Annotated in this window: 8 protein-coding genes; 5 read left to right on the forward strand and 3 right to left on the reverse strand. The window is 75.4% G+C overall.

Annotated elements, in window-relative coordinates:
* The first annotated feature begins 24 nt into the window (after nt 1–24).
* Genes ALMP_RS36065 through ALMP_RS36080 form a run of 4 tightly spaced genes read left to right on the forward strand, consistent with a single transcriptional unit; the run spans nt 25 to nt 10,601 of the window.
* The gene (locus ALMP_RS36065; RefSeq protein ID WP_375803595.1) at nt 25–5,787 is read left to right on the forward strand and encodes a type I polyketide synthase; all 5,763 of its coding nucleotides are present in this window, start codon (nt 25–27) and stop codon (nt 5,785–5,787) included.
* A 43-nt stretch (nt 5,788–5,830) separates the two neighbouring features.
* The gene (locus tag ALMP_RS36070) at nt 5,831–9,100 is read left to right on the forward strand and encodes a beta-ketoacyl synthase N-terminal-like domain-containing protein (RefSeq protein WP_264936036.1); all 3,270 of its coding nucleotides are present in this window, start codon (nt 5,831–5,833) and stop codon (nt 9,098–9,100) included.
* Complete coding sequence (locus ALMP_RS36075; protein WP_264936038.1) at nt 9,097–9,900, forward strand: thioesterase II family protein; 804 nt, start codon at nt 9,097–9,099, stop codon at nt 9,898–9,900. The genes ALMP_RS36070 and ALMP_RS36075 overlap by 4 nt, the downstream gene beginning before the upstream one ends.
* 32 nt (nt 9,901–9,932) lie before the next feature.
* Nucleotides 9,933–10,601 (forward strand): O-methyltransferase, encoded by a 669-nt coding sequence (locus ALMP_RS36080; RefSeq protein ID WP_264936040.1) that lies wholly within the window; start codon nt 9,933–9,935, stop codon nt 10,599–10,601.
* A gap of 18 nt (nt 10,602–10,619) precedes the next feature.
* Here ALMP_RS36080 and ALMP_RS36085 read toward each other — a convergent pair whose 3' ends face one another.
* From ALMP_RS36085 to ALMP_RS36095, 3 genes are all read right to left on the reverse strand, one after another.
* Nucleotides 10,620–11,033, reverse strand: a complete 414-nt coding sequence (locus ALMP_RS36085; RefSeq protein ID WP_264936042.1) for an ATP-binding protein — start codon at nt 11,031–11,033, stop codon at nt 10,620–10,622.
* Nucleotides 11,034–11,107: 74 nt separating this feature from the next.
* On the reverse strand, nt 11,108–11,767 hold the full coding sequence (locus ALMP_RS36090; protein WP_264936043.1) for a hypothetical protein: 660 nt from the start codon (nt 11,765–11,767) through the stop codon (nt 11,108–11,110).
* A complete protein-coding gene (locus ALMP_RS36095; protein WP_264936045.1) occupies nt 11,764–13,437 on the reverse strand; it encodes a serine/threonine-protein kinase in 1,674 nt (557 codons plus the stop codon). Before ALMP_RS36095 ends, ALMP_RS36090 begins: the two co-directional genes overlap by 4 nt.
* A 264-nt stretch (nt 13,438–13,701) precedes the next feature.
* On the opposite strand from ALMP_RS36095, the gene ALMP_RS36100 reads away from it, so the two are divergent.
* Entirely contained in the window at nt 13,702–14,604 is a 903-nt protein-coding gene (locus ALMP_RS36100) for a hypothetical protein (RefSeq protein WP_264936047.1), read from the forward strand.
* Nucleotides 14,605–14,624 lie beyond the last annotated feature (20 nt).

Consider the following 14,624-nt stretch of genomic DNA (forward strand, 5'->3'; position numbering starts at 1 on the left):
CAGCACGCCGAGAACGAGGAGACGGTGATGGCGGCGACCTCCGACAGGCTCGTGGACGCGTTGCGCGTCGCCCTGCGGGACAACGAACGGCTGCGCGCCCGCAACCAACGCCTCACCGACGCCGGACGCGAGCCCATCGCCGTCGTCGGCATGGCCTGCCGCTTCCCCGGCAAGGTGAGCGGCCCCGACGACCTGTGGGACCTGGTCGCCCGGGGCGCCGACGCCGTCCACGCCTTCCCCACCGACCGGGGCTGGGACGTGGACGCGCTGTACGACCCCGACGGCGGCACCGGCCGCAGCTACGTACGGGAGGGCGCCTTCCTGGACGAGGCGGGCGCCTTCGACGCCGGACTGTTCGGCATCTCACCCCGTGAGGCGTTGGCGATGGACCCGCAGCAGCGCCTGCTGCTGGAGGTGACCTGGGAGGCGGTCGAGCACGCGGGCATCGACCCGCTGTCGCTGCGGGGCAGCGCCACGGGCGTGTTCGTGGGCGGCCGGGCCATGGACTACGGGCCGCGCGTCCACGAGGACGTCCCCGAGCAGCTGGCGGGCTATCTGCTGACCGGCGGCTCGCCCGCCGTGCTCTCCGGCCGGCTCTCCTACGCCCTCGGCCTGGAGGGCCCGGCCCTCACCGTGGACACGGCCTGCTCGTCGTCCCTGGTCGCCCTGCACCTGGCCGCCCGCTCGCTGCGGGCCGGCGAGTGCGCACTGGCCCTCGCGGCGGGCGTCGCGGTGATGGCCACGCCGGGGGCGTTCATCGAGTTCAGCCGGCAGCGCGGACTGGCGGCCGACGGCAGGTGCCGGTCGTTCTCGGCCGATGCGAACGGCACCGGATGGGGCGAGGGCGTCGCCGTCCTCGCGCTGGAACGGCTCGACGAGGCACGACGGCTCGGCCACGAGGTCCTCGCCGTGGTGCGCGGCAGCGCCGTCAACCAGGACGGCGCGAGCAACGGGCTCAGCTCGCCCAACGGCCTCGCCCAGCAGCGCGTCATCCGCGCCGCCCTCGACGACGCCGCCCTCACCGTCGACCAGGTCGACGTGGTGGAGGCGCACGGCACCGGCACCACCCTCGGCGACCCGATCGAGGCCCACGCGCTCCTCGCCACCTACGGCACCCGGGACGCCGGGCGGCCCCCGCTGTGGCTCGGGTCCCTCAAGTCCAACCTCGCCCACACCCAGGCCGCCGCCGGACTCGGCGGCGTCATCAAGATGGTCCAGGCGATCCGCGCGGGAACGGTGCCCAGGACCCTGCACGTCACCGCCCCCACCCCGCACGTCGACTGGGAGTCCGGCGCCGTACGCCTCGCCACCGAGGCGGTCCCGTGGCCCGAGACGGGGGAGCCGCGCCGCGCGGCCGTCTCCTCCTTCGGCATCAGCGGCACCAACGCGCACGTCATCGTCGAACAGGCCCCGCCGGCCCCGTCGTACGCCCCCGACGACGCGCCGGTCGCCGAACGACCGTCCCCTGTGGCGTGGACGGTGTCCGGCAGGGGAGCCAAGGCGCTGCGGGCGCAGGCGCGACGGCTGCGGGACTTCGCCGCCGCCCGCCCCGGGGTGCCCGTCGCCGACACCGCGCTGTCCCTGGCCACGACCCGCGCCGCACTGGAACACCGGGCCGTCGTCGTGGGCGAGGACCACGCGGAACTGCTGCGCGGCCTGGACGCGGTCGCCGCCGGTGAACCGGCCGAGAACACCGCGCTGGGCGTGGTCCACGGCGAGCCGAAGACCGCGTTCCTCTTCACCGGCCAGGGCGCCCAGCGCCCCGGCATGGGACGCGAACTGCACGCCCGCTTCCCGGTGTTCGCCCACGCCTGGGACGAAGTCTGCGCCCACCTGGACGCCCACCTCGAACGCCCCCTGAGCGGCGTCGTGTTCGCGGACCCCGGCACCCCCGAGGCGGCTCTGCTCGACCGCACGGAATGGGCCCAGCCCGCCCTGTTCGCCTTCGAAGTGGCCCTCTTCCGCCTCCTGGAGTCGACGGGCGTCCACCCCGACGTGGTGGCCGGGCACTCCATCGGCGAACTCGGCGCCGCGACCGTCGCCGGGGTCCTGTCCCTGCCCGACGCCGCCGCCCTGGTCGCCGCCCGCGGCCGGCTGATGGGCCAACTGCCGTCCGGCGGCTCGATGGTGGCCCTCCAGGCAGGCGAGGAGGAAGTCCTTCCGCTGCTCGCCGGGCAGGACAGGCACGTCTCCGTCGCCGCCGTGAACGGCCCGCGGGCGACCGTGATCGCCGGGGACACCGACGCCGTCACACGGATCGCTGAACACTGGGCGGAACGCGGACGCCGGACCACCACCCTGCGGGTCAGCCACGCCTTCCACTCGCCCCGCATGGACGCCGTCCTCGACGACTTCCGGGCCGTGGCCGAGCGACTGACCTACCACCCGCCGCGCATCCCCCTCGTCTCCGACCTCACCGGCCGGCCCGCCGAAGCGGCGGACATCTGCTCGGCCGACTACTGGGTCCGGCACATACGGCTGCCGGTGCGCTTCGCCGACTGCGTCACCACGCTCCACCAGGACCGCGTCACCCGGTTCGTGGAGGTCGGCCCCGACGCCGCACTGACCCCCATGGCCCGCCAGTGCCTGCCCGACACCGCCGACGACCCGGACGACGGCGACCCGACCCTCGTCGTCCCGGTCCTGCGCCGCGACCGCCCCGAGGTCCGCTCCCTGCTGACGGCCCTCGCCGAACTGCACGTGCGCGGCACGGCCGTGGACTGGCCCGCCACGCTCACCGGCACCACACCCGCCCGCCGCGTGCCCCTGCCCACCTACGCCTTCCAGCACCGGACCTTCTGGCTCGACGACGCCCCCTCGGCACGGATGCCCGACGCCGCCGGCCTCACCACCGTGGGACACCCGCTGCTCACGGCCGCCCTCCGCCGCGCCGACGGCCGTGGCTGGACGTTCACCGCGACCCTGTCGGTGCGGCGGCTGCCCTGGCTGGCCGACCACACCGTGCGCGGCACCGCCGTCGTGCCCGGGACCGCCGTCGCCGAGCTGCTGCGGGCCGCCGGGGCCCGGCTGCGCCACGAGCACCTCGCGGAACTCACGCTCCTGCACCCCCTGACCGTGCCGGAGACGGGGGACCTCCATCTCCAGGTGGCCGTGGACCCCGAGCCCGGCACCGCCGACCCGACGGGCGGACTGCCGTTCACCGTGCACTGCCGTACGGCGGGCGACGACACCGACCCCGACGCCGCCGAGTGGACCCGGTGCGCCACCGGCCTGCTCACCCGGGACCCGGTCGACCCGCCCGCGCCCGTGCCGTGGAGCCCCGGCGTCTGGCCGCCGGACGGCGCGCGCGAGCTGGACCTCGACGCGCTGATGGACGGCCTGGAGGAGACGGGCTTCGGTTACGGCCCGGCCTTCCTCGGGCTGCGCCGGGCCTGGCGGCTGGGCGACGAGATCTACGTCGACGCCCGGCTGCCCGGGGAACTGCGGGAGACCGGCGACACGTTCGGGGTGCATCCGGCCCTGCTGGACGCGGTGCTGCGGCCGGTCGCCCTCGGCGCCCTCGCCGAGACCGGACCCGAAGGCACCGAGCGGCGCCGCGGGCTGCCGTTCTCCTGGACCGGCGTCACCTGGCGAGCCTCCGGCGCCACCGCCCTGCGCGGCCGCTTCCGCCCCGCGGGCCCCGACGCGGTCGCCATCGACCTCACCGACGACACCGGCCGCCCCGTGGTGTCCGTGGCCGCGCTCGCCCTGCGCCCCGAGTCCCCGGAGCACATCGTGGGCCCCGCCCGGCCCGGCGGCGTACCCCTGCTGCGTCTGGGCTGGCAGCCGCTGCCCGCCACGCCGGCGGCACCGCCCGCAGGCGGATGGAGCCTGATCACCTCGGCCGCCGACCCCTGGCAGCGGGCGCTCGACGCGGTGGGCGGCGGCCGTCACGCGGACATCGCGTCGCTGTCCGCCGGCCTCGCGGACGACGCCGCGGTGCCCTCCGCGGTGGTGCTGCCGCCCGCCCCCGGCCCCTCGGACGCCGGCCCGGACCGGGGAGTGCGCCGGCGGCTCGGGCTCGCCCTGGACGCGGCACGGCGCTGGCTGGCCGACGACCGGCTCGCCGACTCCCGGCTCGTGGTGATGACCCGGGGCGCCCTGGCGGTACGGCCCGGCGACGGCGCCCCGGACCCGGCCGAGGCCGCCGTGTGGGGGCTGCTGCGCTCGGCCCAGTCGGAGCACCCGGGCCGCTTCCTCCTGCTCGACGTCCCCGACGACGGACCGACGGCGGACACCGCGGGCCTCCTCGCCACGGCCCTCGAGTCCGGCGAGCCCCAACTCGCCCTGCGTGCCGGCGAGCTGTACGCGCCCCGGCTGGAACGTGTGCCGTCCCTCCCCTCCGACCCGCCCGCGCCGATCGACCCGGACGGGCTCGCCCTCATCACCGGAGGCACCGGAGCCCTCGGCGCGCTGATCGCCCGCCACCTCGTCAGCCGGCACGGGATACGGGACCTCGTGCTCGCCGGCCGCCGCGGCGAGGCCGCCGAGGGAGCGGCCGGGCTGAGGGAGGAGCTGACGGCCCTCGGCGCCCGCGTCACCCTCGCCGCGTGCGACGTCGCCGACCGTGCCGACGTGGACCGGCTGATCGCCGCGCTCCCCGCCGACCGGCCCCTGCGCCTGGTCGTGCACGCGGCGGGAGTCGTCGACGACGCCCCGGTGCAGTCCCTGGACACCGACCGCCTCGACACCGTGCTCGGCGCCAAGGCGGACGGCGCCTGGCACCTGCACGAGGCGACCCGCGACCGGGACCTGTCGGCCTTCGTGCTCTTCTCCTCGGCGTCGGGCCTCCTGGGCGGCGCCGGACAGGGCAACTACGCGGCCGCGAACGCCGTCACGGACGCCCTCGCCGCCCACCGTCGCGCGCTCGGCCTGCCCGCCGTCTCCCTCGCCTGGGGCTGGTGGGGCACCGAGCAGGGCATGTCGGCCCGCCTGACCGCCACCGACACACGCCGACTGCGCCAGGCCGGACTGGTACCGCTGACGGAGGACGAGGGCCTCGCCCTCTTCGACGCGTCCCTGGCCCGGGCGTCCCGCAACCGCCCCGCGGCTGACGCGGCGTCGGAGGGCGGCGGCCTTCCGGGTGTCATGGCGTCGGAGGGCGGCCCTGACAGTACGGACGGCTCCGCCCACGACGCGGTCCTCGTCCCCCTGCGGCTGGACGTCGCCGCCCTGCGCGCCCGCGCCCGCACCAGCCCCGTCCCGCACCTCCTGCGCACCCTCGTCCCGGCGCCCGGGCACACCCCGCAGGGCACGGCCGGGGACACCGGCGCCCGCGCCCGGCTGGCCGGGCTGACCGGGGCCGCGCTCGACGCCGCGCTCGTCGACGCCGTGCGCTCCACCGCCGCCGACATCCTCGGCCACCCGGACACCGAGGCGATCGACACCGACCGCGGCTTCCTCGACCTCGGCTTCGACTCCCTGACCGGGATGGAACTGCGCACCCGGCTCACCCGCCTGACCGGGGTACGGCTGCCGGCGACCGTCGTCTTCGACCACCCCAGCCCGGCCGCCCTCGCCGCCCACCTGCGACAGCGGCTCGCCCCCGACACACCGCGGACGACGACGGCGTCCCGCGTCCGCAAGGACCTGGAGTCCCTGACGGCGTCACTGGCCGCCGCCCCGCCCGACGAGGAGGACCGCACAGCGGTGGCCGCCGGACTGCGCGCCCTGCTGCGCACGGTGGAGGAACCCCACGACCGGCCCGTGAAGGCGGACAGAGACCTGGCGACCGCCACCACGCAGGAGCTCTTCGCGCTGATCGACGACGAGCTGGGCCGGGCGTGACCCGCGAGCGCACCGCCCCGCGACCGACCAAGAGAGGTGCAGCATGACCGCCGAGGACGGGACCCCGTCGAAGGAACAACTCCTGGACTACCTGCGGCGCGCCACGGCCGAACTGCGCACGGCACGCCGGCAGTTGAACAACCTGCGGGACCGGGAGCACGAGCCCGTCGCCATCGTGGGCATGGCGTGCGCCTACCCCGGGGGCGTGCGCTCCCCGCAGGAGCTGTGGGAGCTGCTCGCCGCGGGCGGCGACGCCGTGTCCGCCTTCCCCGCCGACCGGGGCTGGGACCTGGAGAACCTCTACGACCCCGACCCCGACGCCACCGGCAAGTGCTCCAGCAAGGAAGGCGGATTCCTCACCGAGGCCGCCCACTTCGACGCGGAGTTCTTCGGCATCTCGCCCCGCGAGGCCCTCACCGTCGATCCCCAGCAGCGCCTGCTCCTGGAGTGCGCGTGGGAGACGCTCGAACGGGCCGGAATCGACCCGCGCACCCTGCGCGGCGAACCCGTCGGGACCTACGTGGGCGTCATGTACAACGACTACGCCTCCCGCCTCCAGCCGCCGCCCGAGGGATTCGAGGGCTTCCTCGGCAACGGCAGCGCACCGAGCGTGGCCTCCGGGCGGATCGCCTACACCTTCGGCTTCGAGGGCCCCGCCGTCACCGTCGACACGGCCTGCTCCTCCTCCCTGGTGGCCCTGCACCTGGCGGCCCAGGCGCTGCGCCGGGGCGAGTGCGCCCTGGCGCTCGCCGGGGGAGTGACCGTGATGTCCACACCGGGCCCGTTCATCGAGTTCAGCCGACAGCGCGGCCTGGCCCCGGACGGCCGCTGCAAGGCGTTCTCCGCGCACGCCGACGGCACCGGGTGGGGCGAGGGCGTCGGCCTGCTGCTGCTCGAGCGGCTCAGCGACGCCCACCGAAGCGGCCACCCCGTGCTCGCCGTGGTACGGGGCAGCGCGATCAACCAGGACGGCGCCAGCAGCGGCCTCACCGCCCCCAACGGCCCCTCCCAGGAGCGGGTGGTACGGCAGGCCCTCGCCGACGCCGGGCTGCGCCCGCAGGACGTGGACGCGGTCGAGGCGCACGGCACCGGCACCAGACTCGGCGACCCCATCGAGGCCCAGGCGCTCATGGCGGCCTACGGCCAGGACCGGGACGCCGAACGCCCCCTGCTGGTCGGCACGTTGAAGTCCAACATCGGACACGCCCAGGCCGCCGCGGGCGTCGGCGGCGTCATCAAGACCGTGCTGGCCCTGCGGCACGGCATCCTGCCCAGGACCCTGCACGCCGAGGAGCCCAGCCCGCACATCGACTGGTCCGCGGGGGCCGTACGGCTGCTGACCGAGGCGACGCCCTGGCCGGCCACCGGCCGCCCGCGCCGTGCCGGGGTCTCCTCCTTCGGCGTCAGCGGAACCAACGCCCACGTCATCCTCGAACAAGCCCCGCAGCCCCGACCGGCCCCCGACCCGAACACACCGACAGACACAGACACAGACACAGACACAGACACAGACACAGACACGGGCACGGCCACGGCCACGGACATAGCCACGGACGAGGCGCACGCCACGCCGTCCGCCGCGGGCGACCGCGCGCTCGCCTATCCGCTGTACGCCAGGACCCCCGCCGCCCTGCGCGCCCAGGCTACGCGGCTCCACCGCCACCTGCTCGACCGTCCGGACACCGATCCCACCGACCTGGCCCACTCACTGACCCGCCACCGCTCCCCGCTCAGGCACCGGGGCGTGGTCGTCGCCGCCGACCGCGACGCTCTGCTGCGCGGCCTGCGACGCCTCGCCGACGGCGGCACCGCCACCGGGGTGCCGGCCGGGGGCGCCGGCCCGGAGGGCGGACTGGCCGTGCTGTTCTCCGGGCAGGGCGCGCAGCGGGCCGGCATGGGCCGCGGGCTGAGCGCCGCGCTCCCCGCGTTCGCCGAGGAACTGGACGACCTCTGCGCGCACTTCGACCCGCATCTGGACCGGAGCCTGCGCGAGGTGCTGTGGGCCGGACCCGGCACCCCCGCCGCCGGGCTGCTCGACCGCACCGAGTACGCCCAGCCCGCACTGTTCGCCCTGGAGGTGGCCCAGTACCGGCTGCTGCGCCGCTTCGGCGTCACCCCCGACTTCGTGGCCGGCCACTCCGTGGGCGAACTGGCCGCGGCGCACGTCGCCGGCGTGTGGTCCCTGCCGGACGCGGCGGCGCTGGTCGCGGCCCGCGGCCGGCTGATGCAGGCCCTTCCCGAGGGCGTGGGCGCCATGCTCGCCGTACGGGCCACCGAGGAGGACCTGCGGCCGCTGCTCGCCGGGCGCGAACGGCAGGTCTCGATCGCCGCCGTCAACGGCCCGGACGCCACGGTCGTCTCGGGGGACGCCGAGGCCGTCGAGGACATCGCGGCCTGGTGCGCGGCGCACGGCCGGCGCAGCAGGCGACTGCGCACCAGCCACGCCTTCCACTCCCCGCACATGGACGCGATCCTGGACGACTTCCGCAAGGCGGCCGAGGAACTCACCTACCACCGCCCCACCCTCCCGGTCGTCTCCCACCTGACCGGCGAGACCGCCGCCGAAGGCGAGCTCACGGACCCCGCCTACTGGGTGCGCCACGTACGGCAGCCGGTGCGCTTCGCCGACGGGGTGCGGCGGCTGGCGGCGGACGGCGCCCGTGACTTCCTCGAACTCGGCCCGGACGGGGTGCTCTCCTCGATGGTGCCCGAATGCCTGGCCGGCCACGACTGCGCGCCGCGGACCAGGGCCCTGCCCGCCGCCCGCCGCGACCGGCCCGAGGCGCTGTCCTACGTCACGGCCCTGGCCGAACTGCACACCCGCGGCAGGGCCGTCGACTGGGCCCCGCTGTTCGACGGTCGCCGGCCGGGCTTCCTGACGACGCTGCCCACCTACGCGTTCCAGCGGCGCCGCTACTGGCTCGACGCCGTACCCCCCGCGCCACGGCACACGCCCGACCCGACGGCGCACCCCGAGCGGCCCGCGCCGCACGCCGAACCGGCCCCGGACACCGAGCCGGCCGCGGACACCGAACAGGCGCCGGACCTCACCGCCCTGGCGGCACCCGACCGCCTGGCCGCACTGGTGCGGTTGACCGCGCGCACCGCCGCCGACGTCCTCGGCCACGACGGCCCCGAGCCCCTGGCCGGCGACGCGGAACTCCTCGACCTGGGCATCACCTCCCTCATGGCGGTCGAACTGCGCACCCGCCTCGGCGAGGCCCTGGGCCTGGAGCTGCCGCCCACCCTGGTGTACGACCATCCGCGGGTGGAGGACATCGCCCGCCTCCTGGACGAGGAGCTCGACCGGTGACCCCGCCGTACGACGCACAGGGCACGACCGACGGCTGGCTGCGGCGCTTCCACGCCGTCCCCGACCCGGTGGCCCGACTCGTGTGCTGTCCGCACGCGGGCGGCTCCGCCAGCGCCTTCTTCCCACTGTCCGCGGAACTCGCCGCACGCGCGGGCGTGGAGGTGCTCGCCGTGCAGTACCCCGGCCGCCAGGACCGGCGGGACCAGCCCGCGGACCAGGGCATCGGCGCGATGGCCCGGCGGATCGCCGCGGAGCTGTCGGCGTGGACCGACCTGCCGCTGTCGGTGTTCGGCCACAGCATGGGCGCCACGGTCGGCTACGAACTGGCACGTCTCCTGGACACCACCCGCCCGCCCGGCCCGGTGCAGCTGATCGTCTCCGGCCAGCGCTCCCCGGACCTGCAGAGCAGCAGGCCCGTCGCGGAGATGGACGACGAGACGCTGGTGCGCGAGCTCACCCAGCTCGGCGGCACCAGCCCCACCCTGCTGCGCGACCCCGACGTCCTGGAGATGTTCCTGCCGCCGCTGCGCGCCGACTACGCGGCGCTGCGCGCCTACCGGCACGTCCCCGAGCCGCGCCTGTCGTGCCCGCTGACCGCGCTGGTCGGCGTGGCCGACCCGAAGGTGGCCGTCGCGGAGGCCGACGGCTGGGCGGACGTCTCCGACGGCCCCTTCGAGCTGCGGGTCTTCGAGGGCGGCCACTTCTACCTGGACACGTTCCGCGAGGAGTTCTTCGACACGATCGCCGGGCTCCTCGCCTCCCACCTGCCGGGCCGGCCGGCGTGGGAATCGGCGCACTGACCCTCACGACGACGAACGGACGGCCCACCACCATGGCCACTCAGACCCACTTCACCCCCGAACTCCTCGCCTACGCACGCGAGACCTCCCTCAGGGACGACCCCGTCCTGGCGGACCTGCGCGATCTCAACGCCCAGCTGCCCGGCGGGCCGTCCCTCCAGGTCATGGCCGAGGAAGGGCAGTTGCTGTCCCTCCTCGTCCGACTGACCGGCGCCACCCGGGTGCTGGAGATCGGCACGTTCACCGGGTACAGCACGCTGTGCATGGCCAGGGCGCTGCCGCCCGGCGGGCAGATCGTGACCTGCGAACTCAATCCCAAGTGGATCGACATCGCGCAGGGCTACTGGGACCGGGCGGGTGTCACCGACCGCGTCGACACCCACGTCGGCGACGCGCTCGCCACGCTGGAGCGGCTCCGCGAGGAGGGCGCCGACAACACCTTCGACCTCGCCTTCGTCGACGCCGACAAGGCCCGCTACGCCCAGTACTACGAGGCCGCTCTCGCGCTGGTGCGCCCCGGCGGTCTGATCGTCCTGGACAACACCCTGTTCTTCGGCCGGGTGGCCGACCCGACCGCGCTGGACGCCGACACCCAGGCCGTCCGTGACCTGAACAAGCTGCTGCGCGACGACGACCGGGTCGACCTCGCGATGCTGGTCATGGCCGACGGCATCACCCTCGCCCGCAAGCGGACCACCTGACGGCCGCGACGGTCCGCCTCAGCTCGCCGCGGACATCGGACGGAAGCACGCGGTGACCGACTTGCCGTGCGGACAGGGCCGGGCCTCCCAGCTGTCGGCCAGGGCGTCGACCAGGAACATGCCCCGCCCGCCCACGCGTTCCGTGCTGGGCTCACGCGGGGTCGGCAGGTCGGCGGAGAAGTCGTGGACCGAGATGTGCAGACAGCGGCTGTCCCAGGTCATCACCAGCTGGGCGCTGCTGTGCGCGTGCCGGTGGGCGTTGGTGACCAGTTCGGAGACGGCCAGCAGAATCGAGTCCACCGTGTCGGGTTGGTCGCTGGTCCAGCCCAGCGTGTCGAGGTGCCGGCGGGCCCAGTCGCGGGCCTCCTTGACGGTGCTGTCCATCGGCAGGGTGCGGGCCCAGCCCACGGCCCGCAGCGCTGATCCGTCCACTGTGCCGCCTTTCTCGTTCGGTGCCGCTGAGGCAGCGTCTACCCGTCGGGGGCGGGTGAAGTCCTGAGGGGCGTTCAGCGGCAGTCGTACAGGAACGCGACGTCGGCCGACCGCTGGACGGGCGAGAGCACCCGCAGTTCCGCCACCGCCGGGTGGCGGCCCTCGCCCTCGAAGGTCCACAGCAGCCGCAGCCGGGTGTGCTCCCGGCCCGGGCCCACGGTGGCGCGCAGTACGGCGGAGACGGTGCCGTCGCTGCGCACCCACTGGTAGGAGAGCGTGCCGCCGGGTCCGTCCGTGCGGACGACCGCGACGATGTGCGCGGTGCGGTCGCATCCCAGGGTCTCCCGCACGGCCGTCACCGTGATCGCCCGCACGGTGACCGGCCGGTCGTCGTGCTGCCGCCAGAAGACGAAGGCGAGGACGGCGGCGAGCACCAGCGCGGGCAGCGCGTGACGGCGCCGGCGTCGACGGGGAACGCGCGTGGGCGGCGCTGCCGCGGACGCGCGCCGCGGGGCGGTTCCGGTCACGCCGGGACCGAAGCGCAGAACCGTTCCGTCGGTGGGCAGGGTCGGCGTCGTGCCGTCTTCCGGGGCGGCCACCGGCGTGGTGTCGGGCTCGGGCCGCTGGAACCAGTGGCTGGCCAGCACGGTGGCGCTGTAGTCGTCACTGTCCGCCGGCGAGAGGGGAAGCGGCTGCTCGCGGTCGGCGGTGCCGGCTGTGTCGTCGGTGGTCATCGCAGCTCGCACCGGCGGGTGAGGAGTTGCCGGGACGCGCCGCCGTCGGCGGAGGCGGGGCCGGTGGTGGCCTGGACGCTCCAGTAGCAGCCGGTGCTGGTGAAGGTGTGGTCGACGGTGAGCGTGTACCGGGTGGCTCCGTCGCGTCGCAGCAGGACGGGTTCGCCGTCGCCGGTGCCCGTTTGTCCGGCGGTGTTCCCCGTGGACCAGCCGACGGTGACGGTGAGGGGGCCCGTGCCGTCCGTCGTGACCGTGAGGGTGGCGGTCGCCGTGGTGGGTCCGGTCTGCCGGAACTCCGCCACCGCGATGTCCTTCACGGTGGGGGCGGCCGGCGACGAGGGGGCGGCCGTCGTCGGGCCGCCCGTGTCCGGCGGGGTCGGGCCGCTGCTGGACGGACCCGGATCGGGCGGGTCCGTCGAGGGCGAGGCCGAGGCGGTGGCGGACTCCGTCGGGGGATCCGGGACGCCGGTGGCCGCGCCGGGCGCCGGCGCCGCGGGGGAGAAGGGGGCGGTGGTGGCCGGCGCGGCGGACGAGGGCGGCGCCGCCGCGGCCGACGGGATCGCGCCCGCCCCGGCGTCCGGGGAGGCGCTCGTGGTGGCGAGTGCCTCCACCGCCGCCGCCCGCCCGGCGTCCCCCGCCGCGTCCGCGCCGGCGCCCCGGTCCGTCAGCGCCGTCAGCAGCGCCAGCAGCACGGCGGCCGCCGACACGGCGACGCCCCGCCACGAGGGCCGCCACGGGCCGAGCCGGCCCCCGCCCCCGCCCCGGCCGAGCACGGTGCGTGCGGTGTCGGTGGCCGTGTGGGGCGTGCCGGGGGCGGCGGCGGGCCGCAGGAACAGCAGCAGGGTCACCAGCGCGGCGAGGCGGCCACGGCCGCGTTCCTCCCAGTCGTCACCGTAGGAGGCGGTGGCCACCTCCTCCAGCTCCGCGACGAACGCCGCCGCGTCGGCCGGCCGCCGGTCCGTCGACTTCGCCAGCCCACGCTCCACCAGCGACCGCACCGCCTCGGGGACCTCCTCGACGGGAACTTCGCCCTCCACGTGCTGGAGCGCCAGCTCGACCAGGTTGTCGCCCGCGAACGGCTTGCGGCCCGTCAGGCACTCGAAGAACGTGGCGGTGGCGGCGTACACGTCGGTGGCGGGCGAGGCCGGCGCGCCGGTCCACTGCTCCGGGGCCATGTAGGCCGGGGTGCCGGCGACACCCGCGCGCACGCCCGCGTCCACCGCGATGCCGAAGTCGACGAGCTTGGACACGCCCTCGGGGGAGACCAGGACGTTCTCCGGCTTGTAGTCCCGGTGGACCACACCGGCCCGGTGCGCGTCGGCCAGACCGAGCAGCGAACCCCTGAGCACGACCAAGGCCGCCTCGGGAGCCAGCCGGCCCTCACGCGCCAGCAGCGTCCGCAGCGAGACGCCGTCCACCAGCTCCATCACGATGGCCGCGCCCCGCGTCGCCTCGACGTACTCGTACAGCCGGACCACATGGGGGCTGCGCACCCCGCCGAGCAGCTCCGCCTCGGCGCGGAACCCGTGGACGAAGCCCGGACGCGTCCGCAGCGACTCACTGAGGTACTTGACGGCGACCGGCACACCGGTCCCCTCGTGCACGGCCAGCACCACCCGCCCACTGGCCCCCGAACCGATCTCGAACGACTCGGAATACCCCGGAACCATCCACGCGTCCATCGCCGTCCCCCATGCCGTGCCATGCCGCCGCTCCCTCCCCAGGGGCGCGTCGGCCTCGCCGACCAAGACACGTTTTCGGCCAGTCCGGTTGCAGGAGGCGCGGAGCCCCACGTGACCGGTGCGCGTTCCGGCTCAGCCCCGCAAAGCGCCTTCTGCCGCTCCTGTGCGCACGCTTCCCGACAGATGTTCCCAAGCCGTAACGATCCTGTACGACAGGGGACTTGACCTCATTTTCTGCCTTATCTTCACGTCATGTCCACGCCGCCCTCGCCGCCGCAACAGCCGGAGCAGCCGTCCGGGACGCCGTCCCCGCCGAGCGCCTACCCGTACCCGCCTCTCCAGACCCCGGCCCCGGCCGGTCAGGGAGGCACCCAGCCGACCCCGACCGCCTCCGTACCGGCGCAGCCGAACTTCTACGGACAGCCCACCCTCGTCGGCCAGCCGGGGCAGCCGGGCCAACCCGGGAGTCTCTACGGCAGCCCGGGCGCGTACGGACCCGTCGCGGTACCGCCGCCGCCGCGCACCGGCGGTGGGGCCGGCCGGGCGGTCCTGTGGGCCGCGCTGGGCGCGGTCGTCGCCTCCGCCGCCTGGGCCGTCGGTGTCTTCGTGGTCGGCGGCGCGGAGGACACGCCGGACCTGCGCGGCTACTCCGCGCCGTCCAACCTGTGCTCCAGCGGGGACTACGCGTCCTTCAAGAGCGAGTACCCCTCCGACGACGGCACCCCTACCTCCAACGCCCTCAAGGACGCCGCCCTCGACCAGAGTTACTGCAGTGTCAGCCTGAAGAAGACGGGCTCGGACTACGCCGACGCCTACCTCTCCCTCCAGCTGGACCTGCACAAGAAGACCGACCCCGGGCCCGAGTTCACGGCGACCTGGAAGAACTACCAGGAGAACCACCCCGGTTACGACGTGGAGGCCGTCGAGGGCATCGGCGACGAGGCGTACCTGGTGTCCGAGGACACCACGAGCGGCTCGTCCAGCGGCTCCCGCTACGCCACCCTCGCCGTACGCGACGGCTGGACGACGTACTCGATGAGTTACAGCGCCTACCTCTCCACCTACGACGAGGACACCGACCCGCCGGAGATCGACGAGGTGGCCGACTGGCTGAAGACCGACACCAGGGCCACCCTGGGGAAACTCAAGGACTGAGGCCCGGCCGGGCCCGCGCC

It is taken from the genome of Streptomyces sp. A012304, from assembly GCF_026008495.1.
Lineage (GTDB): Bacteria > Actinomycetota > Actinomycetes > Streptomycetales > Streptomycetaceae > Streptomyces.